The following is a 26217-nucleotide window of genomic DNA, read 5'->3' as shown; positions in this document are numbered from 1 at the left end:
CTTACTGAGGTTTGCCCCACCATGCCGCTCAGCGCAGGCTGTGCCCTGGCGCGACGACGCCGGTCTCGTAGGCGAACACCACCGCCTGGCTCCGGTTGGCCGCGCCCAGTTTCCCGAAGATGTTGCCCACATGGGTCTTGACGGTTTCGAGGCTGATGACCAGCTCGGCCGCTATGTCCACATTGGACTTACCGGTGGCGATGAGCCGCAGCACCTCGGTCTCCCGTTTCGTCAGCGACGACGGGCGGGGAGCGAGGCCGGACGGCGCCGGGCGCGCGGTGACCATCCGGCGGATCGCGTCGGGGAACAGCAGCGTCTCCCCGGCGGCGATCGTCCGGATGGCGTGCGCGAACTCCTCCTTGCGCGCCCGCTTCAGCAGGAATCCGCTCGCCCCGGCCAGCAGGGCGTCGTAGACGTAGTCGTCGTTGTCGAACGTCGTGATCACGAGGACCTTCGGTGGGTCGGGGATTTCGGCGAGCACCCGCCGGGTCGCCTCGATCCCGTCCACGCCGGGCATACGCACGTCCATCAGGACCACGTCGGGGTGTGTCCGCCGCACCAGATCGACCACTTCGCCGCCGTCGCCCGCCTCGCCGACCACGGTCAGATCCGGCTGGTTGTCCAGCAGGGAACGCAAACCGGCTCGCAGCAAGGGTTCGTCGTCGACGATCAGGACGCGCAGTGTCATGAGCGCGACCGTAGCGGGATCGTGGTCACCAGCCGCCACAACGGTTCCCCGTCGACGGCGGGTCCCGCGACGAGCTCCCCGCGCAGGGCCTCGACGCGTTCGGTGAGCCCCGGCAGCCCGTTGCCGCCGCGGCCGGAGGCGGCCGCGTGCTCCATGAGCGGGTTCACGATCTCGATCCGCAGCGCGTCGGCGAGTACCGCGACCCGCACGCTCACCGGGCCGGGATGGGCGTGCCGCAACGCGTTCGTCAGTCCTTCTTGGACGATCCGGTACGCCTCCCGCGAAAGGGTCGTCGGCAGTTCGGCGGCGGGGCCGGTGAGTTCGTAGTCGATCTCCGCGCCGCCCGCGCGGGCCCGTTCGGCCAGCGTCCCGGCCTCGATGAGCCGCCGTTCGGGCTCGCGGGACGACCGGTCGTCCCGCAGCAGGCCGAGTACGTGGTCGAGGTCTTCGAGCGCCGCCCTCGAAGACTCCTCGATGGTGCCCAGCGCCCGGCGCACCAGCTGCGGTTCGGAATCGACCAGTTCGGCGGCCGCGGCGGCCTGGATGGTCGACGTCGTCAGCGTGTGCCCGATCGAGTCGTGCAGTTCGCGGGCCAGCCGGTTGCGCTGCTCGAAGTGGTTCGCGCGGACCTCCGCCGCGGCGACGCGCTCGGCGGCGGACGGGCCCAGCAGGGCGACCGCGGCGTACTGGAACAGCTTGCTGAAACCGGCGAGGACATAGGCGATGACGACGAGCGTGACCAGCGCGATCGGCAGCGTCCACAGCCCGCCGATGCCCGATTCGATCGTCACCCGCTCCCCGAAGAACTCGATGGGGCTGCCGCCGCCTCCCGCCCACACGATGGCGAACACGAAGCCGAGCATCAGGAAACAGCCGAGGCCGAACAGCACCCAGCCGAGCGAGGTGTGCACGAGCAGCCAGGCCGCCGAGCGCCGGCGCTCGGCCCAGGCGACCTTCGTGTGCTGCGGAGGCTGCGCGATCCGGGCGTCCAGCATCTGGTTGGCGAACCAGATACCGGCCCGGCGCATCGGTCCGGGCAAACCGGCGAGCACGACCAGCACGCCCATGGCGAGCACGCCGTAGGCCATCTTCGCCCACACGTCACCCGGGACGAGGACGGCGGGAATGAGCGCGATGGGGAACGGGATCGCCGTCATCGCCATGCCGAGGAGTCCGAACGGGACGCTGCGGTAGCTGCCGATCCGCACGAGGGGCTTGAGTGGGTTGACCATGAGGGGAACGCTATTCGGCGGCGCGTGCGCGCACCTCCCACTGCGGTGCCATTTCGCGTCATACTCCAGACCGGGTCGACGGTCACAGCCGGTTAGCGGGTGTTAGCGGCGTCCTCCTACACTCGGGCGCGTGGCTCACCGACCTTTGATCGCACCCAGCATCCTCTCCGCGGACTTCGCCCGGCTCGGCGACGAGATCCGTGCCGTCGCGGGGGAGGGCGACACCCGCGCGGACTGGGTCCACGTCGACGTCATGGACGCGCACTTCGTGCCGAACCTGACCCTGGGCCTGCCCGTGGTGCAGTCGCTGCTCAAGGCCACCGACGTCCCCATCGACTGCCACCTGATGATCGAGAACCCCGACAAGTGGGCCATCGGGTACGCCGAAGCGGGCGCTTACAACGTCACCGTGCACGTCGAGGCCGCGCACGACCCGATCGCGCTGGCGAAGAACCTGCGCGCCGCCGGGGCGAAGGCCGGCCTGTCGATCAAGCCGAACACGCCGATCGAGGACCACCTCGAGACCCTCAAGCACTACGACACGCTCCTGGTGATGTCGGTCGAGCCCGGTTTCGGCGGCCAGTCGTTCATCGAGGGCGTCCTCGACAAGGTCCGCACCGCGCGGCGCCTGGTCGACACCGGCCACCTCAAGCTCGTCGTCGAGATCGACGGCGGGATCAACGCCGACACCATCGAGCAGGCCGCCGAAGCCGGAGTGGACTGCTTCGTCGCCGGTTCCGCCGTCTACGGCGCCGAAGACCCTGGTAAGGCCGTCGCGGCGCTTCGCGAGCAGGCGGCCCGCGTCCGCGGCTGATCCCGCCTCGTGATCCGCCGTCGGGTCAGGAGAAGGAATCGGCCGCGAGGGGTGTTGGATGAGGGGAGCACCGTTCCCAGCGGCGGTGCGAGCCAGGAGGAGGGCAGCAGGAGTGTTCACCGGCATTGTCGAGGAACTCGGCGAGGTCACCGCGGTCGAGCAGGTCCCGAACGCCGCGAGACTGACCGTTCGGGGGCCGCTGGTGACCAGCGACGCCGGGCACGGCGACTCCATCGCGGTGAGTGGCGTGTGCCTCACCGTGGTCGCGGTGGCGGGCGGTGAGTTTACCGTCGATGTCGTGCACGAGACCCTGCAGCGCTCCAGCCTCGCGAAGGTGCAGGTCGGCGACGTCGTCAACCTCGAACGCGCGACGCCGGCGGGCGGCAGGCTCGGCGGGCACATCATGCAGGGCCATGTCGACGGCACCGGCGTCTTCCTCAAACGCGACGAGCAGGGACTCACCACGTTCGCGCTGCCGAAGAAGCTGTCCCGGTACGTCGTCGAGAAGGGGTCGATCGCGGTCGACGGCGTCTCCCTCACGGTCGCTTCGGTGACCGACGAGGAGTTCTCCGTCGCCCTGATCCCGACCACCCTCGAACTCACCACGCTCGGCCGGAACACCCCGGGTGACCTGGTGAATCTCGAGGTGGACGTGGTCGCCAAGTACGTCGAGAAGCTGGCCATGCCGCACCTGCGCGCGCAGGGGGACAATGGCGGTACGGAGGAGCGGGCGTGAGCGAGACGAGTGCGATTCCGGGGTCGGCCGATCTGACCCCCTGTGCGGGCGGGGTGGTGGCAGTGAACGCCGATGCCATCGAGGCGGCGATCGCCGACATCAAGGCGGGCCGTCCGGTCGTCGTGGTGGACGACGAGGACCGCGAGAACGAGGGCGACCTGATCTTCGCGGCGGAGAAGGCCACGCCGGAACTGATGGCCTTCATGGTGCGCTACACCTCGGGTTACGTCTGTGTGGCGCTGACCGAGGCCGAGGCGGACCGGCTCGACCTGCCGCCGATGTACCACACGAACCAGGACCAGCGCGGCACCGCGTACAGCGTCACGGTCGACGCCGCCGAGGGCATCACCACCGGCATCTCCGCGGCCGACCGGTCGCATACCGTCCGGCTGCTCGCCGACCCGGCGTCCAAGGCGTCGGACTTCCGGCGGCCCGGCCACGTGGTCCCGCTGCGCGCCAAGCAGGGCGGCGTCCTGCGGCGCCCGGGGCACACCGAAGCCTCCGTCGACCTGGCCCGGCTGGCCGGCCTTTCGCCGTCCGGTGTGCTCTGCGAGATCGTGTCGCAGAAGGACGAGGGCGACATGGCCCGCCGCGACGAACTCGAGGTCTTCGCCGCGGATCACGACCTCAAGATGATCACCATCGCCGACCTGATCGCGTACCGGCGGCGCACCGAGAAGCAGGTCGAGCGGGTCGCCGAGGCGCGGATCCCGCTTTCGGCGGGTACGTTCCGCGCGGTCGGCTACGACAGCCTGCTCGACGGCATCGAGCACATCGCGTTCGTCTACGGCGAGATCGGTGACGGCGAGGACATCCTGGTCCGCGTGCACTCCGAGTGCCTGACCGGCGACGTCTTCGGCTCGCTGCGCTGCGACTGCGGCCCGCAGCTGGAGGCCGCGCTGGAGGCGGTGGCCAAGGAAGGCCGCGGCGTCGTGCTCTACATCCGCGGCCACGAGGGCCGCGGCATCGGGCTGCTGCACAAACTGCAGGCCTACCAGCTGCAGGACGCCGGCGCGGACACCGTCGACGCGAACCTGCAGCTCGGCGTCCCCGCCGACGCGCGGGACTACGGCACCGGCGCGCAGATCCTGTGCGACCTCGGCGTCCGCTCGATGCGGCTGCTGACGAACAACCCGGCCAAACGTGTCGGGCTGGAGGGCTACGGCCTGCGGGTCACCGGGCGGGTCGCGCTGCCGATCTCGCCGAACCCGGAGAACCTGCGCTACCTCAAGACCAAACGGGACCGGATGGGGCACGACCTGTCCCAGCTGGAGCATTTCGACCAGGTCGGCGCCGAGGTCGACCAGGGCAACGGAGGTGGCACGCGGTGAGCGGCGAAGGCCGTCCGGACGTCGAACTCGACCTGTCCGACTGTAAGAACATCCGGCTCGGGATCGTGGCCACACGCTGGCACACGAAGATCACGAGCGCCCTGCTGGACCGCGCGCTCGAGGCGGCCAAGGCCGCCGACCTGGAAGAGGAGCCGACGGTCGTACGCGTCGCGGGCGCCGTCGAACTGCCCGTCGCCGCGCAGGCGCTGGCCCGCACGCACGACGCGGTGGTCGCGCTGGGCGTGGTCATCCGGGGCGGGACGCCGCATTTCGAGTACGTCTGCGACGCGGTCACCGCGGGCCTGACCAGGGTCGCGCTCGACGAGAGCACCCCGGTCGGCAACGGCGTCCTCACCTGCGACACCGAGCAGCAGGCCCTCGACCGGTCGGGTCTGCCCGGCTCCGTCGAGGACAAGGGCTACGAAGCGACGGTCGCCGCGCTGGACGCGGCGCACGCGCTGCGGAACCTGCGCCAGCCGTGGACCGAGCGGGGATTCGTGTGAGCGTCGAGGCGGATGTGATGACGGAGTCCGAGGTCGTGGTGGTGCGGCCCCGCCGCGCCCTGGTGATGTGCTCCGTGCTGGCGGTGATCCTGCTGGCGACGTTCGTGGTCGTCGCGGTGCTGCTGCGCGGCTCGGACACCGGCGTGATCTTCCAGCCGTCCGACCAGGCGGCGATGATCGGCATCGGCGTCCTGCTCGCCGCGGGCACGATGCTGTTCGCGACCGCGCGCGTGAAGGCCGACGCGGACGGCATCGAGGTCCGGAACGTGCTGATGACCAAGAAGTTCGCGTGGAGCGAGGTGCTCTCGGTGAGCTTCCCGGACGGCGCCTCGTGGGCCCGGCTGGAGCTGCCGGAGGACGAGTACTACTCGGTCATGGCCGTGCAGGCCGTCGATCGGGAACGTGCGGTGGCGGCGGTGCGGGCGCTGCGGCGGCTGCACAAGGCGGCCTGGGAGGGCTGACCGCCTTTTCCCGACCGACCGCGTTTCGTCCTCTGAATGCGATCCTTAGGGTGTGCAAGTACATGAAGGCCCCCTTCCTTGCGCTAGACGCAAGGAAGGGGGCCTTCATGTACTTGAGCCGGAGGCTGACGCCGCGCTCTCCGGGCGCACTCAAGTGTCATGAAAGGGTCGTTCAGGACGAAAAACGTCCTGAACGACCCTTTCATGTCATCCGGCACCCGAAGCGCGCGTTCAGAGCGAAAGATCCACCACGATCGGAGCGTGGTCCGAGGGCCCCTTCCCCTTCCGCGCCTCACGGTCCACATAGGAATCCGTCACCGCGCCGGCCACGACGGCGTCGGCGTACACCAGGTCGATCCGCATTCCCTTGTTGTTCGGGAAGTTCCCGGCCCGGTAGTCCCAGTACGTGAACGGGTGGTCGTACTTCAGCGGCCGAGGGAACACGTCGGACAGCCCGAGGTCCCGCAGCGCGGCGAGCGCCTTCCGCTCCGGTTCGGTCACGTGCGTCGATTCGGCGAACACGCAGATGTCCCAGACGTCCGCGTCGGTCGGCGCGATGTTGAAGTCGCCGAGCACCGCGAACGGCAGTCCGCGCGCCTGCTCCTCCCGCACCGTCGCCTCCAGCGCGGAGAGCCAGGCGAGTTTGTAGCCGTAGTGCGGGTTCTCCAGGTCGCGCCCGTTGGGCACGTACACCGACCACAGCCGCAGCCCGCCGCAGGTGGCGCCGATGGCCCGCGCGTCGGTCTTGTCCTCGAAGGTGGGCTCGCCGGTCAGCCCGCGTGTCACGTCTTCCAGCCCGACGCGCGACAGGATCGCGACGCCGTTCCAGCGTCCGATGCCGTACGCCGCCGTCTCATAGCCCAGTTCCTTCACCGCGTCGAAAGGGAAGGCGTCGGTGCCGCATTTGAGTTCCTGCAGGCACAGCACGTCCGGCTGAGCCGAACCGAGCCACTCCAGCACCCTCGGCAGCCGGGGCCCGATCGAGTTCACGTTCCAGGTCGCGATCCGCATGCCCGCGAGCGTCCCACACCCCACCGACACACCGACGTGAAAGGGGCCCCTGCCGGGACGGGTCACGTCACGACAGGGGCCCCGGCCGGGGTGGAGGTCAGACCCCGGTGGTCGAGCGGATCCAGGAGCGGGCCGAAGCGACGCTGCCGTAGTTGTTGGTGCCGCGGATGTTCGAGCCGCTCTGGTTCTGCACGGTCGAAGCGACACCGACCTGGACGCCGTTGGAGACCTGGGGGCCGCCCGAGTCGCCCTTCCACGCGGAGCCGTTGATGCCGACGCTCTGGATGGCCGGGCCACCGTAGGCGTCGGTCGAGCTGCCCGAGACGCGCACGTTGGCGACCTTCAGCGCCGAGGCGGGCGGGCCGGTCGGGGTCTCGCGGCCCCAGCCGTAGAGCTGGTTGGTGCTGCCGACCGACGGGTTCGAGCTCGCCAGGGTGATCGGCGTGACGCCGGCGTCGGAGGCCAGGTGCAGCAGCGAGATGTCGGAGCCGGCGGGCGAGGACACCTTGCGGTCGACGGCGATCTCACGGCCGCCCTGGAGCTGGTTGCTGCCGACGCGGACCCGCATGCCGGTGCCGTCGGAGTCGAGGCAGTGCTTGGCGGTCAGGACCCAGCGCTGGGCGATGACGCTGCCGGAGCAGTTGAACCCGTCCCACTGACGGCCCGGGGTGTTGACGTAGACCTGGGCGCCCCAGCTCACGGTGGGGGCGGTGCCGCCGCCCACGATGTTGGGCTGGACACCGGTGGGGGTGCCCGCGGAGGCGACCGCGCCCGCGGTCATGGTGAGGGCTGCGGCGGCGAGGGTGGCGGCGCCCAGCGTACGAAGACGGCTCACGGTGCAGGAGTCCTTTCGAGCGTCATCTGACGAAGAACCGAATGAAGTGGAACTGGGACGGAAAGTAATCAACCGATTCACCCGCTAGGAACCAACGAACGTCGGTTACGACGGAAGACCCGACTTAGGTCGGTATGCGTGGTGAAAGACGGACCGGATGGTGGGAATGGCCACTCGAAGGGTTGACCGGACCGCGCCTAAGGACGGGGCCTCGTAAGACTGTCGGTGGTGCCCCATAGGCTTGTCGACGTGGCTGACCCGACCACCTACCGTCCCTCGCCGGGGAGCATCCCGGACGCCCCTGGCGTGTACAAATTTCGTGACGCCACGAAGAGGGTCATCTATGTCGGCAAGGCGAAAAGCCTCCGAAGCAGGCTGAACTCGTACTTCGCCGACATCACGGGCTTGCACCCGCGCACCCGCCAGATGGTGACGACGGCGGCGAGCGTCGAGTGGACCGTCGTGGGCACCGAGGTCGAGGCGCTCCAGCTCGAATACAACTGGATCAAGGAGTTCGACCCGCGGTTCAACGTCCGGTACCGCGACGACAAGAGCTACCCGGTTCTCGCCGTCACGATGAACGAGGAGTACCCGCGCCTGCACGTCTATCGCGGCGCGCGGAAGAAGGGCGTGCGGTACTTCGGGCCGTACGCGCACGCTTGGGCCATCCGCGAAACGCTCGACCTGCTGCTCCGCGTCTTCCCGGCGCGCACCTGCTCGGCGGGCGTTTTCAAACGGCACGGCCAGATCGGCAGGCCGTGCCTGCTCGGCTACATCGGGAAATGCTCCGCGCCGTGCGTCGGCAAGGTCTCCGCCGACGAGCACCGCGAGATCGTCGAGGACTTCTGCGACTTCCTCGCCGGCCGCACCGACGCGCTGATCCGCCGTCTGGAACAGGAAATGGCGGCAGCATCCGAAGAGCTGGAGTTCGAGCGCGCCGCGCGGCTGCGTGACGATCTCGGCGCGCTGCGGCGCGCGATGGAGAAGCAGGCGGTCGTGCTCGGCGACGGCACCGACGCGGACGTCGTCGCCTTCGCCCACGACGAGCTCGAAGCCGCGGTCCAGGTCTTCCACGTGCGCGGCGGCCGGGTCCGCGGGCAGCGCGGCTGGGTGATCGACAAGGCCGAAGAGATGGACGTGAAGGATCTCGTCGACCACTTCATCACGCAGTTCTACGGCGAACAGGCCGAACGCGCGGACGATCCCGACGGCGGCTCGCCGGTGCCGCGCGAGGTGCTCGTCCCCGAGCTGCCCGCCGACGCGGAAGCCCTGGGCGAATGGCTTTCCGGGCTGCGAGGGTCGAGGGTGAGCCTGCGGGTGCCGCAGCGCGGCGACAAACGCGCGCTCGCCGAAACCGTGACACGCAACGCAGGAGAGGCGTTCACTCAGCACAAACTGCGCCGCGCGGGCGACCTCACCGCGCGCTCGGCCGCGCTGGCGGAACTGCAGGACTACCTGGCGCTGGAAACCGCGCCACTGCGTATCGAATGCGTCGACATCAGCCATATCCAGGGCAGCGACGTGGTCGCCTCGCTCGTGGTGTTCGAGGACGGGATACCGCGCAAGTCCGAGTACCGGCGCTTCGCCCTGCGTGAGGCCGCGGAAGAAGGCGACGTCGCGTCGATCGCCGAAGTCGTCCGCCGCCGGTTTTCCCGGTATCTCAAGGAAAACGCCGAAGGGGTCGATCCGGACCGCCCGGGCATCGACCCGGAGACCGGCAAACCGCGCAAGTTCGCCTACGCGCCGAACCTGCTCGTCGTCGACGGCGCGGGCCCGCAGGCCACCGCCGCCGCGGACGTGCTCTCCGAACTCGGCGTCACCGACATCGCCGTGGTCGGCTTGGCGAAGCGGCTGGAGGAGGTGTGGCTCCCGGGCGATCCCGATCCGGTGATCCTGCCGCGCACCTCCGACGCGTTGTATCTGTTGCAGCGGCTGCGCGACGAGGCGCACCGGTTCGCCATCCGGTACCACCGCGAGAAGCGGTCCAAGCGGATGCAGGTGTCCGCATTGGACGGTGTGCCGGGGCTGGGGCAGGCTCGTCGTACCGCGCTGATCAAGCATTTCGGCTCGGTGAAGAAACTCCGCGAAGCGCGGATAGAGGAGATCGAGGCGGTGCCCGGCTTCGGCAGGCGCACCGCCGAAGCGGTCGTCGCGGCACTCGCAGGGGAGACAGCCGCGGCGGCGGGGGAGTCCAGTACGTGATCGGTGAAGGGACCATTGTGAGTGCGCAAGAAGAAGGCCGCGGTTCCGGGATGGAGGTCGCGGTCGTTTCCGGTCTGTCCGGCGCCGGCCGCAGCACCGCCGCGAAATGCCTGGAGGACCTGGGCTGGTTCGTGGTGGACAACCTGCCGCCCGAGCTGATCGCGACCATGGTCGAGCTCGGCGCGCAGGCGCGGGGCGCGATCACCAAGGTCGCCGTGGTGATGGACGTGCGTTCGCGCGCGTTCACCGACGACCTGGCTTCGGTCATCAAGGACCTCGACGCCCGCGGGTACAAGCCGCGCGTCCTGTTCCTGGAGGCCACCGACGCGGTGCTGGTGCGCCGGTTCGAGGCCGTCCGCCGCGGCCACCCGATGCAGGGCGACGGCAGGCTCGCCGACGGCATCACCGCCGAGCGCACGCTGCTGGAGCCGCTGCGGGAAGAGGCCGACCTCGTGCTCGACACGTCGTCGCTTTCGGTGCACGATCTGCGCGCCAAGATCGAGGACGCCTTCGGTTCCGAGGCGAGCACGCAGACCAGGGTCACCGTGCTGTCGTTCGGCTACAAGTACGGCCTGCCGATGGACGCCGACCTGGTGATGGACGTCCGCTTCCTGCCGAACCCGTTCTGGATCCCGGAACTGCGCGACCACACCGGTCTCGAGGGCGAGGTCCGCAACTACGTGCTCAGCCAGGAAGGCGCGGACGAGTTCCTCGACCGCTACCACCAGTTGCTGCGCCTGATCGGCGCGGGCTACAAACGCGAGGGCAAGCGGTATCTGACGCTGGCCGTCGGCTGCACCGGTGGAAAGCACCGCAGCGTCGCCATCTCCGAGGAGCTCGCCCAGCGTCTGTCCAATGAGGACGGTATGGCCGTGAAGGTGGTGCACCGCGACCTTGGCCGCGAGTAGCGCACCGCGCGCGGTGGCACTGGGCGGCGGGCACGGCCTGCACGCCACCCTCACTGCCTTGCGCCGGGTGACCTCGCAGGTCACCGCCGTGGTCACCGTCGCGGACGACGGGGGCTCGTCCGGCAGGCTGCGCCGGGAACTGGGGCTGCTGCCGCCGGGCGACCTGCGGCAGGCCTTCGCCGCGTTCGCCGCCGAAGACGGCGGGACGTTGTGGGCGGAGGTGTTCCAGCACCGCTTCGGCGGTGACGGCGCGCTCGCCGGGCACGCGGTCGGGAACCTGTTGCTGGCCGGGTTGTTCGAGGTGCTCGGGGATCCGGTCGCCGCGCTCGACGAGGCGAGCAGGCTCATGGGCATCTCCGGCCGGGTCCTGCCGATGTCACCCGAACCGCTGGAGATCCAAGGCGAGGTTTCGGGGCTGGACGCCGAGAATCCCGAGGCGCTGCGGCGGATCCGCGGTCAGGTGGCGGTGGCGACGACGCCGGGGCAGGTGCACCGGATCAGTCTTCACCCGACCGGGCAGGCCGACCGCCCGCCGCGTGGCTGTGCCGAGGCGATCGAGGCCGTGCTCGACGCGGACGTGGTGTTCCTCGGTCCGGGCTCGTGGTTCACGAGTGTGCTGCCCCATCTGCTGGTGCCGGATCTGCACGACGCGTTGCTCCGAACGGACGCCACGAAGGTCGTGATCCTCAACCTGATCCCCCAACCGGGGGAGACGGCGGGGTTCTCGCCGGAGAAGCATTTGGACGTACTCTTCGAACACGCCCCGGAATTACGGGTGGACGCGGTCATCGCGGACCGGGACTCGGTGCCCTCACCAGCCCGGTTGCGGGACGCGGCCGGGAGACTGGGCGCGCGGGCGTTGCTGGGGGCGGTGGCTGACCCGGTCGTGACGGGGCGGCATGATCCTGATGCGCTCGCGGGCTGTATGCGAGACGCTCTCGGTCTCACCGGGGGAGGAGCTGAAGGTATGGAGGGGCAGCGATGGCGATGACCGCCGCCGTGAAGGACGAGCTGAGCCGGCTGGAGATCACCAAGATCGGCCCGCGCCGCGCGGAGGTCGCGTCGATGCTGCGATTCGCGGGCGGGCTGCACATCGTGGCCGGCCGCGTCGTGGTGGAGGCCGAACTCGACACCGGTTCGGTGGCGAGGCGGCTGCGCAAGGAGATCCACGAACTGTACGGACACCAGTCCGACGTGCACGTCATTTCCTCCAGCGGCTTGCGCAAGGGCACGCGGTACGTCGTCCGGGTGGTCAAGGACGGCGAGGGGCTCGCCCGGCAGACCGGCCTGATCGACCAGCGCGGCCGCCCGGTGCGCGGGCTGCCCGCCGCCGTCGTGTCCGGTGGCGTCGCCGACGCGGAAGCCGCCTGGCGCGGCGCGTTCCTGGCGCACGGTTCGCTCACCGAACCCGGTCGTTCGTCGTCGCTCGAGGTCACCTGTCCCGGTCCCGAGGCCGCGCTGGCGCTCGTCGGCGCCGCCCGGCGGATGGGCATCCAGGCCAAGTCGCGCGAGGTCCGCGGCGCGGACCGGGTCGTGGTGCGCGACGGCGACGCGATCGGTGCCCTGCTGACCCGGCTCGGCGCGCATACGAGCGTGCTCGCCTGGGAAGAGCGGCGGATGCGCCGCGAGGTGCGAGCCACCGCGAACCGGCTCGCGAACTTCGACGACGCCAACCTGCGGCGTTCGGCCCGCGCGGCCGTCGCGGCGGCGGCCAGGGTGGAGCGCGCGCTGGACATCCTCGGCGAATCCGCCCCGGAGCACCTGCTCGCCGCGGGCAAGCTGCGGCTGTCGAACCGGCAGGCCTCGCTGGAGGAACTGGGCCAGCTGTCCGATCCGCAGATGACCAAGGACGCCGTCGCCGGCCGGATCCGCCGCCTGCTGGCGATGGCCGACAAAAAGGCGAAGGAACAAGGCATTCCGGACACCGAATCGGCCGTCACCCCGGACATGCTGGAAGAAGACGAGGCCTGACCCACCCGCGTTTAGTCCTCTGAATGCGGTACTTGCGTGTGCAAGGACCGCATCCAGAGGACTAAACGCGGTGTTCGCCGAAGACGTCGCACGTGGCCGGGTCGCCGTCGAGGGCGGCGGTCGCGAGGAGGACCGCGCCCGAGGTCCACGTGGTGCGCTCGTCGGGCCAGAATTCCTCGTCCACGAACTGGTAGCCGGTCCAGTACGAGCCGTCGTCGTGGCGTAGCCGGATGAGGCACGCGAGGAGTTCACCCGCGCGGGCACGGTCGCCGCGAGTGGCGAGGGTGAGCGCCAGTTCGGCCGTCTCGCCGCCGGTCGCCCACGGCTCGTGGTGCACGCACCGCACCCCGAGCCCGGGCTCGACGAACCGGTCCCAGCCCGCCGCGAGCCGCTCCGCCGCGTCGGCGCCGGTGATGACGGAGCCCAGAACCGGGTAGTACCAATCCATCGCGTGCGGTTTCGCGGCGAACAGCCCCGGCTCGCCGAGCAAGGCGGAACGCAGCCGGTGCGCCGCGACCCGCCATTGTGGACGGTCCAGCCCCCGCACGGTGGCGAGCGCCAGTGCCTGGGTCAGCGCGTGGTGGATGCTGGCGCAGCCCGCGACCAGCCGGACCTCGGGATCGTCGCGCCAGGAGATGGCGCCTGACGGCTGCTGCCGCCGCAGGACGGCGTCGACGGCCTTGTCCACGACCGGCCACATCCGGTCCAGCCAGGCGTGATCCCCGGTCCGCAGGAAGTGGTGCCGGGTCCCGACCGCGACGTACGCGGTGAAGTTCGTGTCCATGGTGGACAAGTCGACGCGGCCGTCGCGGTACCGGGCCGCCCAGGATCCGTCAGGGCGCTGGTTGCGGAGCAGCCACTCGTACGCGGCTTCGGCTTCCGCGTGCAGCCCGGCGACGTCCAGTCCCATAGCGGCTTCGAGGTGATTCCACGGATCGAGGTGCCCGCCGGGCTCCCAGGGGATCCCGCCGTCCCGCCACTGCACGGCCGCGATGGTGGCGGCGGTGGCCTTCATGGTTTGCGCGCGTAGACGACGAGGCTCTTGCCGAGCACCGGATTCAGCGCCCATTCGGCGAACCGCACCGGCCGGGGACTCCGCATGATGTCCCAGACCAGGAACCGGTGGTACAGAGCGCAAAGCCGGTGCTCCTCGTCGGGGCCGACAGCGCATTTCAGCCACCAGTACGGCGAATGCAGGGCGTGCGCGTGATGGCCGCCGGTCGGCCGCAACCCGGCCTCGGTGAGCTTGCCGAGCAGTTCGCGGCGCCGGTAGATCCGGATGTGCCCGCCTTCGACCTCGTGATACGCGTCCGAGAGCAGCCAGCAGATCCGCTCCGGCCACCAGCGCGGCACGGTCGCCACCAACCGTCCGCCCGGCGCCAGCACGCGGCTCGCCTCCGCGAGCGCCGCGCGGTCGGCATGGATGTGTTCCAAGGTCTCGGCGACGATCACCCGGGTGAACGAGCCGCTCGGGAACGGCAACCGGAGAGCGTCCGCGTGGACGGCCAGCGCCGAAGCCGTGTCGGGCGCTTCGCCCGCCTCTGCCAGGTTGGCGAACATGTCCCGCACATGTTTGAGCGCGGTGTCGTCGAGGTCGGCGGCGACCACGTCCGCACCGCGTTTGTAGGCCTCGTAGGCGTGGCGGCCGTCCCCGCAGCCGAGGTCGAGCACCCGGTCGCCGGGGCCGACGGGGAACCGGTCGAAATCGACGGTCAGCACTCCGCACGCTCCCGGCCGAGGACGCGCCGGTAGTACGCCGCGGTCTCCTCGGCGGTGCGCCGCCAGCTCAGCGCGCCCGCCGTCGCCAGCCCCCGGGCCGCGAGGTCGGCGCGCAGGTGTTCGTCGCCGAGGACCTTGGTGAGCGCTTCCGCGAGCGCCGGTACATCGCCCGGTGGCACCAGGATCCCCGCGTCACCCACGACTTCGGGCAGTGCGCCGCCGGTCGTCGCGACGACCGGTGTCCCGCAGGCCATGGCCTCGGCCGCCGGCAGCGAGAACCCTTCGAACAGTGAAGGGATACAAGCGATTTCGGCCGAACACAGCAGCCGCGCGAGTTCTTCGTCGGTCAGCCCGCTGACGAAGCGGATGCCGGCGCCGGGACCGAGCCGGGCGAGTGCCCGCGCCGCCGGGCCGTCCGGCTTCGGTTTGCCGACGATCACCAGTTCACCTTCGATCCGGTCCCACGCCGCCAGCAGATGTTCGAGCCCCTTCAACGGTTCGTCCGCGCTGGCGGTGGCCACGACCCGGCCGGGGACGCGCGGGATTTCGGGCCGCGGCCGGAAGATCCGGGTGTCCGCGGCGAGCGGGACGACGTGGATCCGGTCGTCCGGAACACCCATCTCCCGGCCGATGGCCGCGCGGGAAGCCTGCGACACGGTCAGCGCGGGCAGCCGCCGTGCGACGCGATGCTGCATCTCCACGAAGCCGTACCACCGCGCGACCCGAGCCGCCTCCCGTCCGGTGACGGTGGCGAGTTTCAGTGCCCGGTCCACGGCGATGGGATGGTGGATCGTGGCGAGTGTCGGCAGTCCACTGTGGAGCATCCCGTAGCCGAGTCCCTGGTTGTCGTGGACGATGTCGAACTCGCCCCGGCGCTTCGCGAGATGGCGCGCGGCACGCAGGGAGAACGCGAGGGGCTCGGGGAAGCCGCCGCGGCGCATGCCGAGGAACTCGACCCACGACGGCAGGTCGCGCAGCTCGTGTGGCCGCGGGGTCCGGAAGGGGTTCGGCTCCGCGAACAGGTCGAGGCCCGGGATCTTCGTCAGCCGCACGCCCTCATCGACCTCCGGATAGGGAGGCCCGGACAGCACCTCGACGCGATGCCCCAGCGCGGCGAGTTCGCGGCTCAGATGCCGGACGTACACGCCCTGACCGCCGCTGCGCGGGTTTCCGCGGTAGGTCAGGAGCGCGATGCGCAGGGCGCTCACCGCTCACTCCCGCGCGCCCCAGTGATCGAGCTGCTCGCGGATCTTCCGGGTTTCGTCGTGCCGTTCGCCGCGAACCTCGACGGAATCGGCGAGCAGCAGGGTCCAGGTCGAGAGCGCCTCGGTGATCTGGCCCGCCTTGGCGAGGGCCCGCGCGAGCCCGAAACGGAGGTCGAGGACGTTGGGATGCCGTTCACTCAGCCGTCCCCGCTCCTCGTCGAGGAGCCGTCGATACTCCAAAACGGCGGGGGGGGGGTGCTCGATTTCGGCGCTCCAGAACGCGACGTTGTGCCGCACGTGGCTGACGATCTCGTCGTCGCCCAGCGCCTGTTTCGCCTGCGGCAGCAGCTCCCGGGAGAGGCGGAGGGACTCCTCCCCGTTCCCGGTCTTGCCCGTCGCCACCGCGAGTAAGTGCCGGGCATGCAGCGTCTCGCGATGATCGGCTCCGAGAGCGTGGGTGGCGTCCCGGACCAGGGCTTCGAACGCCGCCCGGGACTCTTCGAAGCGGCCGAGGTCCATGAGGAGGTAACCGATGTTGTGGCGAATGCTCAAGACCTCTTCGTCGCCACTCGACAGGGCGGCCGTGGCGATCGGCAGCAGGTCTTCGAACCGGGCGAGCGCTCCGGCCGCGTCGCCCGCCTTGCCGGTCCACGTCGCGTGCCGCGCCTTGCAGCGCAAGGTGATCCGGTCGGTGTCGCCGAGCTCCCGAGCCGTGCGGTTCGCCCACGCGGCCCAGCGTTCCCGGTTCTCGACGGGGATGTGGGACGCCCGTCGCTCCAACGCGGCGAAGGCGTCTTCGTGGAGCCCGGCGAGCCAGAAGTGCTCGGCCTCGTTGGCCGCCGCGTAGCTCTGTTCCAGCGTCGGTTCGTCGTCTCCGGCCACGAGTGGCACCTCCGAGGTCGCCGCCGCCAGCCGGGCGCGCAGCCGGGCTGCTGTGTCGGGGGAGAGAACGGGCGGCTCTCCGGTCCACAGGACGGTTTCATCGTCGAGACCCGCCCGCGTCCGGCTGACCGAGTCGCCGAGTCCGGCCAGGAAATCGCGGACGCGCACCCGCCGGTCCGGGCCGCCCGCCGCCGCGCTCGCCGCGGTGAGGATCGCGATCGGGATGGGCCCGCGGGAGGCGGCGAGACCCAGCAGTTCCAGCAGGACGGCGTGACCGGGCCGCGGCGAGGCCACGGCACCGGTGCTCTGGTCGACGTCGGCCTCCTCCTGCGCGACGCTGATGAAGGTGACCGTCGAATCGCCGAGCCGGAGCATGTCACCGTGCCTCAACCCGGCGCTCGGCACCCGCTGTCCGTTGACGAAGGTCCCGTTGGCGGAGTCGAGGTCCGTCAGCCACGCGTCCGTGCCGTCCCAGCGGATCTTGCAGTGGAGCCGGGACACCCGCGAGTCCCCGAGCCGGATCGCGGCGTTCCTGCTGCGGCCGAGCGTCGTGAGCCCGAAGGACAGTTCGTGGTGCGCGGGCGGCTGTCCGGGGACGTCGATGATCAGCGTGGCGGGGGTGATCCTCGGCGAGGTGGGCGACCCCGTGTCCTCCGGTTCCTGCACCACGGGAGCCGGGTCGACGGCAGGCCGTCCCCAGCCGTCGGGCGGCTCGAAACCGCCCGCCATCACCAGGCAGACCTCGACCGCGGGCGGAAGCCGCGCCGGATCCCGCGTGGTCGCGACCGTCTTGATCAGCGCCAGCTCCGGTGCCGTCGACAGGCTCCGGAGAAGACCGCACAGCCGGTCCCGGACATCGGGATCGAGGTCGTCGAGCCCGTCGATCGCGATCCGCACGGGGGCTCCGGTCCACTGTGGAGCGAGGGTTCGCAGCGGACCGAGCAGCGCCAGATCGAAAGCGCTCGCGCCGCTCCGGCCGGCGTCGTCGAGACCGGCGCGGTGCGCCTGCTCGGCGTCGGCGAAACCGGGCACGGTGCGCCGCAACTGGCGGGCGAGTTCGCTCGCGAGCCGCTCGGCCGTGTCGCCGCGGCTCGCGAACAGCACGGCGTGCAGGAAGTCGGGCGGCACATAGGATCCGGCCACCGACGGCCGGGCGAGCGCGGCGAGCATGGTCGACTTCCCCGCCCCCTCCTCGCCGGTGATCGCGACCAGCCGGGCGCCGGTGAGCAGATGCCCGACGGTCTCGCCGAGTTTCGGATCCGGCTGGTAATGCGCGGTCAGCCGTTCGATCGTGGGCGCGGCCGGGTTGCCCGCCAGCGGCGAACGCCGCCAGGCGGGGGAGGAGTTCAGCGCGAGCCACAGGCCCTGATCTGCCTCGGCCACCTCTCGGGTGCCGTCGAAACCCAGGTGGACGGCGGTCTGCGCCGGGCAGAGGCCGGTGATCACCCGTTTGAGATCCGCGCACCGGACGCGCTCGCCGAACTCCGCGTGCCCAGTCCGCAGGACCGAGACCAGCGACCGGCTGAAACACCCGTTCGCGGCGACACGGTCGTCCGAGGCGGTGAGCAGGTCGAACCGTTTGCCCGCCTCGCCGACGATCCGCAGCCAGCGCTGACCCGCCTGCCTCGCCCCGATACCGGCGTGGCAGGTGTCGAGCAGGATCACCAGCCCGTCGAGCATCGAGTAGCGGCCGAGGAGTTCTTTGATCCGCTGCGCGAACAGGAAGGAGCGGCGGCTGTCCACCGGCAAACCGGTGTCCTTGGTGAGGAAGTAGAAGTCGTCGTCGGCGTATTCGCCGTGCCCGACGAGCGAGAGGAAGAGCGTCGCCTCGTCTTCCGACGCGCGCTCGAAGGCTTCCACCAGCGCGTCGTCCAGCTCGACCATCGTCGGGTCGACGAGCAGGCCGCGACCGTCTTCGAGGGCGGGGACGCAGCCGCCGATCTCGGGGTCGAGCAGGGCCGTCGAGACCTGATGGCCCGCGTCGGGGAGGAACGAGAGAAGGTTCAGCGAGTCGCATTGCGACGCGACCACCAACGACCTCCGCTCTCCCACGGAGATCACTTTGTCTCATCGGGCGGCCACCGGCAAGGGCGGCCCGCGATACTGTGCGCCATGGCTCGGATCGTTCTGGTGCACGGCATCGCCCAGGAACAGAAGTCCGCGGACACGCTCGAGGCGGAATGGCTGCCGAGCCTGGCGGGCGGGGTCCGGCTCGCCGGTGACGCCGCACTGGCCGACACCCTGTGGCGCGACGCCCGGCCCGGCGACGCGCGGATGGCCTTCTACGGTGACCTTTTCCGGAAGGACGGCCAGCAGGGCGGCGCGGACGAACTCACCCCGGACGAGTGGGCGCTCGCCGAAGCGCTGGCGGCGGAATGGCTCCGGAACGCGGCTTCTTCGGCGTCCCGCGAGGCGGACCGGAACCGGGCGAAGGCCGAGCTGGACCTGCTCGGCGGCGCGGCGGGGGAGACCCAGGGCGTGCGCGCGGCCGCCCGCCCGGTGCTGAACGCGCTGGTGCGGCTGAAACCGTTCGCGCGGCTCGGGGTGGCGTTCGCCGAACGAGTGGTGGTCAAGGCACTCAAGCAGGTGACGCTGTACCTCACCGACGAGATGATCCGGGAACGCGTGCAGGCCCGCGTCGCCGAGCACATCGGGCCGGAGACCGAGGCGATCATCGGGCATTCCCTAGGTTCCGTCGTCGCTTATGAGGCCGCCCATCTGCACGGCCGCCCGCTGCCGCTGCTGCTCACCCTCGGCTCGCCGCTGGGCCTGCGCACGGTGGTCTACGAACGGACCCGCCCGCAGCCGCCGTCCGTCCCGCCCGGCGTCGCGAGCTGGGTGAACCTGGCCGACCGGGACGACCTCGTCGCCGCCCGGCCCGACCTCAGCGGGCTGTTCCCCGGCGCCGACGGGGTCCTGGACAGCGGCTACACGGTCGACAACGGGGCGAAGCCGCACGAGGCGGCGTTCTATCTCGCCAAACGACGGACGGGTGAGGTCCTCTCCCGGGCGTTAACCTCCGGCGGGCAGGCGTAACGCGGCGGTTTCCGCGGCGACGACGGATGGAAACAGCTTCCCTCGAAGCTCACCGGTGAGGTGATCTTCGAGGGAAGGGGAAGCCATGCGGGTATCGGCGGAGGTCGGCACGTGGCTCGCGCGGCGCAGCAGCCGGGCGGGTGACTGGTGGGCGGCGGAGCTGGTCGCCGCCAAACGCGGGACGCGGGTTTCGGTGGTGATCCCGGCTCGCGACGAGGCGGAGACGGTGGGCGCGATCGTCGGCACCATCCGGCGCGAACTCGTCGAACGCTTCCCCTTGGTGGACGAGATCCTGGTGGTGGACAGCCATTCCACGGACGCGACCGCCGAGGTCGCCGCGGCGGCCGGGGCGGACGTCGTCGCGCAGGACGCGGTGTTCCCGGAACTGGGAAGCCTGACGGGCAAGGGGGAAGCGCTCTGGAAGGGCGTCGCCGAAACCAGCGGGGACCTCGTCGTCTTCGTCGACGGCGACCTCCGCGATTTCACCGCGGACTACGTGACCGGACTGCTCGGGCCATTGCTGACCGACCCGGCGATCGCCTACGTCAAAGGGTTCTACCACCGTCCGCTCGCCGGGGCGGCGGGTGTCGAACCCGACGGCGGCGGCCGGGTCACCGAACTCGTCGCCCGCCCGCTGCTCAACATGTACTGGCCGGAACTGGCCGGTTTCGTCCAGCCGCTCGCCGGCGAGTACGCGGGACGGCGCGAAGTGCTCGAAGGCATCCCGTTCGTCACGCATTACGGCGTCGAGGTCGGCCACCTGATCGACCTGCTCGAACTGCACGGGCTCGACGCGCTCGCGCAGGTCGACCTCGGCCACCGGACCCACCGGCACCAGGGCACGCAGGCACTCGGCCGGATGGCCGCGCAGATCATGCTGACCCTGATGGACCGGCTGGAGCGCGGTGGCCGGGTGATCTCCGCGGCGGCGCCGTCGACGTCGCTCGCCCAGTTCCGGCGCGGCGCGGGGGAGGCCGTCGAGCGGGAACTCGTGCTCACCGACGTGACCCTCACCCAGCGGCCGCCGCTGGAGAGCCTCCCGCCGGAGATCCGCCCGGAGAACTCACCCGCGTTGCGCAGGAGCGCTTAGCGCCTCCTTGGGCTGCCAACCGGGCGGGCCGAACACGTAACCGAGTTTGTCCCGCCACGATCCGGCCGCGCGGACGTCGCGCAGGATCGAGCCGTACTCGTGGAAGCCGACCTTGAGCAGGTTGTAGGACTCGACGTTCTTGGTCAGCCCGTAGGTCGGGCGCTTGCCCTCCGGCACGAAACTGCCGAACATCCGGTCCCAGATGATCAGGATGCCGCCGTAGTTCGCGTCCAGGTACTCCTGGTCGCTGCCGTGGTGCACCCGATGGTGTGAAGGCGTGTTGAACACGTACTCGAACCAGCGCGGCAGCTTCCGGATCTTCTCGGTGTGCACGAAGAACTGGTAGACGAGGTCGATCGACAGGCCGGTGAGGATCATCCACGGCGGGATGCCCGCCAGGGCGAGGATCGACCAGAACGGCAGCTGGAAGTACGGGGTCCACTTCTGCCGCAACGCCGTCGAGAAGTTGTAGTGCTCGCTCGAATGGTGCACCTGGTGGCCCGCCCACATGAGCCGGACGCGGTGGCTCGCCCGGTGGTAGGCGTAGAAGACGATCTCCTGGCCCAGCAGCATCAGGACCCAGGTCCACCAGTCGTGCGGGCTGAACTTCACCGGCGCGAGTTCGTACAGCGCGGCGAACACGAACAGCATGGCGATGCGGAAGACACCGTTGATCACCACCGCCACCGCGCCCATGGACATGCTGGTGCGGGTGTCCTTGACGCTGTAGCCGATGACGTTGTCGTCGTGCCCCAGCACGTGCAGCGCGAGGATCTCGATCGCGACGAACAGCAGGAACACCGGCGTCGCCATCAGCACCGGGTCACTCAGATGGGCAAGAAAATCCGCCACCGCACCTCTCCCTGTCTCGCCCCCGGTTATCTGACCATCAGGTAACTTACCCTAGGGTCATTTACCTCAGGGTAAGATAACCGCCGTGACAGAAGCAAGGGCCGTCGGCACGAAGGGGGTGCCCCGCGAGGAGCGGGAGTCCCAGATCGTGCGCGCCGGGACGGAGGAGTTCGGCAAGAACGGGTACGCCGGGGCGTCGATGGTGGAGATCGCCCGCCGGGTCGGCGTCACGAAACCCTTGCTGTATCAGTACTTCGGCTCGAAGGACGGGCTGTACCTCGCCTGCCTGCACCGGGCGGGGGACAGGCTGACCGAAGGGGTCGCCGAGACGATGGCGGAGGAGGGTGAGCCGCCGGAGCGGATGCCGCTCGCGGTGCTCTCGGCCATCTTCGAGACGTTCGACAACGACCGGTACGCCTGGAAGCTGCTGCGCGACCCGACGGTGCCCTCGACCGGTGAGATCGCCGGTGTCGCGGTCGACTACCGCTACCGGCTCGACGGGTTCGCGCTGGTCGGCGCCGCTCAGTTGATGCACTCGCGCGGACTGGACGACGATCGCGACATCGAGGCGATCGCCCAGGTGTGGACCGGTGTGGTCGACTCGCTGATCAGCTGGTGGATCGACCAGCCGGATCAGGACGCCGCGGCGATGACCGAGCGTTGCTCTCGGATCATGCGGAACCTGTTCGGCTGGTGAGCGATCGCGGTCTCGACTGTCCACAAGGGACGTTGATCCTGCTGTGATCGTGTCGCGAAAGCCACTTTCGGGACATCACACGTCGCGAAAGTGGCTTTCGCGACACGCGCCGGACCGCCGACGGTGTCCCGAGTGCCCTGGTGAAGCCGCATGCGGGCGCCGAAGCCTATTGGCCGCACGAAAACGCCACCCCGCCGGGAAATCCCGGACGGGGTGGCGTTCCTCCAGTCACACTGGATACGGTCGGGGTGCCCGGCGCCGCTCCGGACACCCCGGCCGTGCTCAGGACGCGGCGCTGGATTTGCCGCGCAGCTTGACGTTGGCCGTCGAAGCGTTCTTGATGGCCGTTTCGATCTGCGCCATCGTCGAGGACGAGGACAAGCCCGGCACCGTCGCCGACTTCAGCGCGTAGAGCGTGAACGTGTAGGGATGGCTGGAGCCGCCGGGGCAGGGGCCGAAGTACTTCTGCGAGTTCGCCCCGCTGCCCATGGCCTTCTGCTTGGCGCCGTTCTGGTTCGGGACTGTGAACCCCGACCCCAGTCCTTCCGGCAGCGAAGCCGCGGAGGCCGGGATGTCCCAGATCGCCCAGTGCAGTTTGTTGCCGTTGTTGGCCACGTCGGCGAAGACGATCGCGTACCCCTTGGCGCCCGTCGTCCCGGCACTCCACGCCAGCGGCGGCGAGGTGTCCTGTCCCGCGGTGCCGTCACCGGCGCAGGTGAACTTGTCCGGGATGGACGCGTTGTCGGCGAACGCGGAACTGGTCAGCTTGAACGCTCCCGGCTGCGAGCCACCGGGGAACTTCAGCCGCACCACCACGTTGTCGATCACGCTCGGTGTGCCGCCGTTCTTGTCCGCGTTGGTCGAGGTGACCCACAGCCCGCCGTCCGGTGTCTTGGTGACCGAGCGGAGCCTGCCCCAGCGGCCGGAGAACAGCGACTGCACCGAACCGACGCCGTTGCCCGCCGCGTTGATCTGCGTGGCGAAGAGCTGCTGGCTGGTGACCGCCGCGACGTAGATCCAGTCGTTGACGATCTCGATCCCGCTGGGCCCGCCGGAACTGGTCGGCCACGTCTTCTTCGGCGCGACCGTGCCGCCGCAGGATCCTTCGGTGCCTTCGCACTGGGGCCAGCCGAAGTTGCCGCCCTTCTGGATCAGGTTGAGCTCGTCGAGCTTGCCGTCGCCGAACTCCGATGCCCACAGCTGACCGCGCGAATCCCAGGCCAGGCCCTGCGGGTTGCGGTGCCCGAAGCTCCAGACGTAGCGGGCGTTGCCACCGGTGGAGAAGAACGGATTGTCGCTCGGCGCCGAACCGTCGGGGTTGACCCGCAGGATCTTCCCGTTGAGCGAGCCCTTGTTCTGCGCGGTGTCCTTGTTCTGCCCGTCGCCGACGGTGGCGTAGAGCTTGCCGTCCGGGCCGAACCGCAGCCTTCCGCCGTTGTGGTAACGGTTCTTGGCGATCCCGGTGAGCACCGGCGTCGACGACGAAGACAGCTTTCCGTTGTCGTAGGTCATCTTCACGATCCGGTTGTCGCCGGACGCAGTGTGGTACAGGTAGATCGCGTGATCGGCGGCGTAGTTCGGCGAGATCGCGATGCCGAGCAGGCCGCCCTCGCCGTTGGTGCCGACCGCGCCGGGGACCTTGCCGACCGTCGTCTTCTCGCCCGACGGCGTGATCCGCAGGATCTCGAACCGGTCGCGTTCGGTCGCCAGCGCCGTGCCGTCCGGCAGGAAGTCGACGGACCAGGCGAGGTCCGCCTTCGTGATGTCCTTGTCGTACTCGGGAATCCCGCCGCCCGCGGCGCCGCTCGTCCTCGCGGTCAGCGCGTCGCTCGCGGCCGAAGCGTTGCCGTCGAGGTCACGGGCCTTCACCGTGAACGTGTACGACGTGTTCGCCGTCAGGCCGGTGACGGTGGCTTCGAGAGACGGCGTCGTCGCGACCTTCGTGGTGCCCTGGTACACGTCGTAACCGGCGATGGTGCCGCTGTCGTCCGTGGAAGCGTTCCAAGCCAAGGAAACGCTGTTCGCGGTCACCGACGTCGAGCGTAGATTCCCCGGCACCGTCGGGGGCGTGGTGTCCCCGCTGGACGGCGTGGTGAACTGGACGACATTGCTTTGCTGCGAAGGGTTCCCGGCCGCGTCGAAGGCGCCGACCGAGATGTCGTAGGCGGTGTTCGGCTGCAGGTTGTCGACGGTCGTGGTGAGCGTGTTCCCGTCGACGGATTTGAGGACGTTGCCGCCGCGCATCACGTCGTAGCGGACCACGCCGACGTTGTCGGTCGCGGCTTCCCAGGTGAACGTGGCGCTGCGGGCCTTGATGTCCTTGGCGGCCAGGTTCTTCGGCGGCGTCGGCGCTTCGGCGTCGGTCACTCCGCTCGCGGTGAGCTTGTCCGCGTTGGGGCCGCCGTTCGCGGTGATGGCGGTGGTGCGGATCTTGTTGGCCCCGGCGGCCAGCGCGACGTCCTTCGTGACGGTCTTCCAGGTGGTCCACGCGCCGGTTCCGGGGAACGACAGCGTCCCGGCCGCGGTGCCGTTGACACTGAGGGAGACCGGCCGGTCGATCGTGGTTCCGTTGGCGTAGCGGAAGGTCAGCGTCTGGGTTCCGGCCTGCGCGGCGTTCACCGTGTACTCGACATAGCTGCCGACGACGTTGTCGAAGTTCACGAACCCGGTGCCGGAGTAGCCCGCGTGGTTCTTTTCGACGGCGCCTTGGGAGATCGTGGCGGCTTCGGATTCGTGATCGGTCGGTGCCGCGCCGGCGGGCGTAGCCGGCAGGACGGCGATGGTCATCGCCGTCGCGGCGGCACACGTGAGCAGCGCGCGCCACGGTGGTCGGGGTGCCACTGGAGCCTCCATACGTGAAGTTCGGGGGTCGGGAGGTACAACGGCGGACCGGGCGGGGCCCGGCGGGGATTGGAGTTTTAGTTAGGAAACTTTCCTATCTATGGTTCAGATCACACACCAGTGGGTGCTTCGTGTCAATACTTGACCAACATCAACACGGAGGGTCACGTCCCTGAACGCATTCAGTCCTCTGGATGCGGTACTTGCACACGCAAGGACCGCATCCAGAGGACTGAATGCGAGAGAGGGGGAAGGAGTCAGCCGGCGATGTCGGCGCGGGCGATCACCTTCGTGATCCGCGCGCGTACCAAGGACTCCTCCGGTACGGCGTTGCGCTTGCCGTAGGCCTCGGCCTTGTCCTCACCCATGTACCGGCCACCGAGCCTGGTCGCCCATTCGAGCATCTCGTCGAGGTCGTCGTGCAACACGGCTTCGGCGGTGAACTGCACATACGAGTACGGCGGCTTCTGGTCGTCGACGGCGAGGGAAAGCCGCGGGTCGCGCCGCAGCGCCTTGCCCTTGAGCGTGTCGGTGCCGGTGGTGAAGATCAGTTCGTCCCCGTCGGGGCCCTCGTTCAGCAGGAACCACACCGGCGTCACGATCGCCGCCCCGTTGGCGCGGACCAGGCCGAGCATGCCCGTCCGCGTGCCCTCGCTCGCGAAGGCCCACCATTCGTCCCGGCTCATTTCACGCATGGTCCCGACGGTACCGGGACACCCCGGCGGTGAGCAGCCCCGGTCACCCGGGGGTGGTGCTGCCCGGACCCCCGGTCGCCGGGCAGCACCCCACCTCGGCTACCGGCAGGCGAGCCGGGTGATCTTGACGACCTCGTCGTCGTGGATGCGGTGCCAGGTGCCCGACGCGTACGCGGCGCCGCCGTCGTAGTCCTCGCCGCCCCACCGGTTGACGATCGTGCGCAGATGCGCGGTGCAGCCGACCGGGATCCGCACGCCGTCGATGTCCCGGTTCGGCCCGGTCCGCCCGCCGGCGCTGAGCGGCAGCAGATCGGTGTAGTTCCGGCCGTCGAAGTTCCCGGCCACCGTGACGACGCGCGGAGTGTCGTTGAAGACCCCGCCGCACCAGTGCACGACCGGGGTGCAGTTGCCCTCTTCCGCCGCGGAAGCCCGTGTGCAGGCCGCACCCGAGATGAGCAAGGCGGCGGCCGCGGCCACCGGAACGAGTGAACGTTTCATGGTGAATTCC

At 69.9% G+C, this 26217-nt stretch carries 24 protein-coding genes; 12 read left to right on the top strand and 12 right to left on the bottom strand.

The window, feature by feature from the left end:
* Positions 1 to 28 precede the first annotated feature (28 nt).
* Both ACSMFO_RS07300 and ACSMFO_RS07295 read right to left on the bottom strand, forming a co-directional pair.
* Positions 29 to 688: a response regulator transcription factor gene (locus ACSMFO_RS07300; protein WP_038515574.1), complete on the bottom strand. Its 660-nt coding sequence runs from the start codon at positions 686 to 688 to the stop codon at positions 29 to 31.
* Positions 685 to 1920 (bottom strand): sensor histidine kinase, encoded by a 1236-nt coding sequence (locus ACSMFO_RS07295; RefSeq protein ID WP_436457576.1) that lies wholly within the window; start codon positions 1918 to 1920, stop codon positions 685 to 687. The genes ACSMFO_RS07300 and ACSMFO_RS07295 overlap by 4 nt, the downstream gene beginning before the upstream one ends.
* A gap of 145 nt (positions 1921 to 2065) precedes the next feature.
* Between ACSMFO_RS07295 and rpe the strand changes: the two genes are divergently transcribed.
* The 5 genes from rpe (at position 2066) to ACSMFO_RS07270 (ending at position 5765) form a co-directional block, all read left to right on the top strand.
* Entirely contained in the window at positions 2066 to 2734 is a 669-nt protein-coding gene (rpe, locus tag ACSMFO_RS07290) for a ribulose-phosphate 3-epimerase (RefSeq protein ID WP_007029650.1), read from the top strand.
* A 112-nt stretch (positions 2735 to 2846) separates the two neighbouring features.
* Positions 2847 to 3470, top strand: a complete 624-nt coding sequence (locus ACSMFO_RS07285) for a riboflavin synthase (protein WP_016333119.1) — start codon at positions 2847 to 2849, stop codon at positions 3468 to 3470.
* Positions 3471 to 3526: 56 nt separating this feature from the next.
* Complete coding sequence (locus ACSMFO_RS07280; protein ID WP_174492104.1) at positions 3527 to 4801, top strand: bifunctional 3,4-dihydroxy-2-butanone-4-phosphate synthase/GTP cyclohydrolase II; 1275 nt, start codon at positions 3527 to 3529, stop codon at positions 4799 to 4801.
* Positions 4798 to 5304, top strand: coding sequence for a 6,7-dimethyl-8-ribityllumazine synthase (ribH, locus tag ACSMFO_RS07275; RefSeq protein WP_037343973.1), 507 nt, complete (start codon positions 4798 to 4800; stop codon positions 5302 to 5304). Before ACSMFO_RS07280 ends, ribH begins: the two co-directional genes overlap by 4 nt.
* A gap of 17 nt (positions 5305 to 5321) precedes the next feature.
* Positions 5322 to 5765, top strand: coding sequence for a PH domain-containing protein (locus tag ACSMFO_RS07270; protein WP_037344534.1), 444 nt, complete (start codon positions 5322 to 5324; stop codon positions 5763 to 5765).
* Positions 5766 to 5996: 231 nt separating this feature from the next.
* On the opposite strand, the gene ACSMFO_RS07265 is transcribed toward ACSMFO_RS07270, so the two are convergent.
* Both ACSMFO_RS07265 and ACSMFO_RS07260 read right to left on the bottom strand, forming a co-directional pair.
* Positions 5997 to 6776, bottom strand: coding sequence for an exodeoxyribonuclease III (locus tag ACSMFO_RS07265; protein WP_436457575.1), 780 nt, complete (start codon positions 6774 to 6776; stop codon positions 5997 to 5999).
* 97 nt (positions 6777 to 6873) lie between these two features.
* Entirely contained in the window at positions 6874 to 7611 is a 738-nt protein-coding gene (locus ACSMFO_RS07260; RefSeq protein ID WP_038515567.1) for a S1 family peptidase, read from the bottom strand.
* A gap of 249 nt (positions 7612 to 7860) precedes the next feature.
* Here ACSMFO_RS07260 and uvrC point away from each other — a divergent pair, with 249 nt between their 5' ends.
* The 4 genes from uvrC to whiA are packed head-to-tail and all read left to right on the top strand — an operon-like array spanning position 7861 to position 12692.
* On the top strand, positions 7861 to 9813 hold the full coding sequence (uvrC, locus tag ACSMFO_RS07255) for an excinuclease ABC subunit UvrC (protein WP_073846985.1): 1953 nt from the start codon (positions 7861 to 7863) through the stop codon (positions 9811 to 9813).
* Positions 9814 to 9863: 50 nt separating this feature from the next.
* Positions 9864 to 10721: an RNase adapter RapZ gene (rapZ, locus tag ACSMFO_RS07250; RefSeq protein ID WP_034311885.1), complete on the top strand. Its 858-nt coding sequence runs from the start codon at positions 9864 to 9866 to the stop codon at positions 10719 to 10721.
* On the top strand, positions 10708 to 11712 hold the full coding sequence (locus ACSMFO_RS07245) for a gluconeogenesis factor YvcK family protein (protein ID WP_051972587.1): 1005 nt from the start codon (positions 10708 to 10710) through the stop codon (positions 11710 to 11712). The genes rapZ and ACSMFO_RS07245 overlap by 14 nt, the downstream gene beginning before the upstream one ends.
* Positions 11703 to 12692, top strand: a complete 990-nt coding sequence (gene whiA, locus ACSMFO_RS07240) for a DNA-binding protein WhiA (protein ID WP_005152315.1) — start codon at positions 11703 to 11705, stop codon at positions 12690 to 12692. Before ACSMFO_RS07245 ends, whiA begins: the two co-directional genes overlap by 10 nt.
* Positions 12693 to 12753: 61 nt before the next feature.
* Here the strand turns inward: whiA and ACSMFO_RS07235 are convergent, their stop codons facing one another.
* The 4 genes from ACSMFO_RS07235 to ACSMFO_RS07220 are packed head-to-tail and all read right to left on the bottom strand — an operon-like array spanning position 12754 to position 18550.
* The gene (locus ACSMFO_RS07235; protein ID WP_436457572.1) at positions 12754 to 13707 is read right to left on the bottom strand and encodes a prenyltransferase; all 954 of its coding nucleotides are present in this window, start codon (positions 13705 to 13707) and stop codon (positions 12754 to 12756) included.
* Positions 13704 to 14411, bottom strand: coding sequence for a class I SAM-dependent methyltransferase (locus tag ACSMFO_RS07230; RefSeq protein ID WP_436457570.1), 708 nt, complete (start codon positions 14409 to 14411; stop codon positions 13704 to 13706). Before ACSMFO_RS07230 ends, ACSMFO_RS07235 begins: the two co-directional genes overlap by 4 nt.
* The gene (locus ACSMFO_RS07225) at positions 14405 to 15619 is read right to left on the bottom strand and encodes a glycosyltransferase family 4 protein (RefSeq protein ID WP_436457569.1); all 1215 of its coding nucleotides are present in this window, start codon (positions 15617 to 15619) and stop codon (positions 14405 to 14407) included. Before ACSMFO_RS07225 ends, ACSMFO_RS07230 begins: the two co-directional genes overlap by 7 nt.
* Before the next feature lie 3 nt (positions 15620 to 15622).
* Positions 15623 to 18550, bottom strand: a complete 2928-nt coding sequence (locus ACSMFO_RS07220) for an FHA domain-containing protein (RefSeq protein WP_436457568.1) — start codon at positions 18548 to 18550, stop codon at positions 15623 to 15625.
* Positions 18551 to 18610: 60 nt separating this feature from the next.
* Here ACSMFO_RS07220 and ACSMFO_RS07215 point away from each other — a divergent pair, with 60 nt between their 5' ends.
* Both ACSMFO_RS07215 and ACSMFO_RS07210 read left to right on the top strand, forming a co-directional pair.
* Positions 18611 to 19534 carry a hypothetical protein gene (locus ACSMFO_RS07215; RefSeq protein WP_436457567.1) on the top strand — a complete coding sequence of 308 codons (924 nt, stop codon included), beginning with the start codon at positions 18611 to 18613 and terminating at the stop codon, positions 19532 to 19534.
* 85 nt (positions 19535 to 19619) lie between these two features.
* Positions 19620 to 20624 (top strand): glucosyl-3-phosphoglycerate synthase, encoded by a 1005-nt coding sequence (locus tag ACSMFO_RS07210; RefSeq protein WP_436457566.1) that lies wholly within the window; start codon positions 19620 to 19622, stop codon positions 20622 to 20624.
* Here ACSMFO_RS07210 and ACSMFO_RS07205 read toward each other — a convergent pair.
* Positions 20598 to 21476, bottom strand: coding sequence for a sterol desaturase family protein (locus ACSMFO_RS07205; protein WP_360130806.1), 879 nt, complete (start codon positions 21474 to 21476; stop codon positions 20598 to 20600). The genes ACSMFO_RS07210 and ACSMFO_RS07205 overlap by 27 nt on opposite strands.
* Positions 21477 to 21561: 85 nt before the next feature.
* On the opposite strand from ACSMFO_RS07205, the gene ACSMFO_RS07200 reads away from it, so the two are divergent.
* Positions 21562 to 22173 carry a TetR/AcrR family transcriptional regulator gene (locus ACSMFO_RS07200; protein ID WP_235213386.1) on the top strand — a complete coding sequence of 204 codons (612 nt, stop codon included), beginning with the start codon at positions 21562 to 21564 and terminating at the stop codon, positions 22171 to 22173.
* Between the two features lie 282 nt (positions 22174 to 22455).
* Here the strand turns inward: ACSMFO_RS07200 and ACSMFO_RS07195 are convergent, their stop codons facing one another.
* The 3 genes from ACSMFO_RS07195 to ACSMFO_RS07185 all read right to left on the bottom strand — a co-directional run bounded on the left by ACSMFO_RS07195 (position 22456) and on the right by ACSMFO_RS07185 (position 26207).
* Complete coding sequence (locus tag ACSMFO_RS07195; RefSeq protein ID WP_436457654.1) at positions 22456 to 24960, bottom strand: PQQ-dependent sugar dehydrogenase; 2505 nt, start codon at positions 24958 to 24960, stop codon at positions 22456 to 22458.
* 311 nt (positions 24961 to 25271) lie between these two features.
* On the bottom strand, positions 25272 to 25709 hold the full coding sequence (locus ACSMFO_RS07190; protein ID WP_360130803.1) for a PPOX class F420-dependent oxidoreductase: 438 nt from the start codon (positions 25707 to 25709) through the stop codon (positions 25272 to 25274).
* 99 nt (positions 25710 to 25808) lie between these two features.
* The gene (locus ACSMFO_RS07185; RefSeq protein ID WP_436457565.1) at positions 25809 to 26207 is read right to left on the bottom strand and encodes a hypothetical protein; all 399 of its coding nucleotides are present in this window, start codon (positions 26205 to 26207) and stop codon (positions 25809 to 25811) included.
* Between the last annotated feature and the right edge of the window lie 10 nt (positions 26208 to 26217).

Source organism: Amycolatopsis sp. w19, assembly GCF_051373225.1.
Classification (GTDB): Bacteria; Actinomycetota; Actinomycetes; order Mycobacteriales; family Pseudonocardiaceae; genus Amycolatopsis; species Amycolatopsis japonica.
The sequence above is the reverse complement of the archived record's forward strand: the minus strand, read 5'-3'. Positions and strand labels throughout refer to the sequence as shown.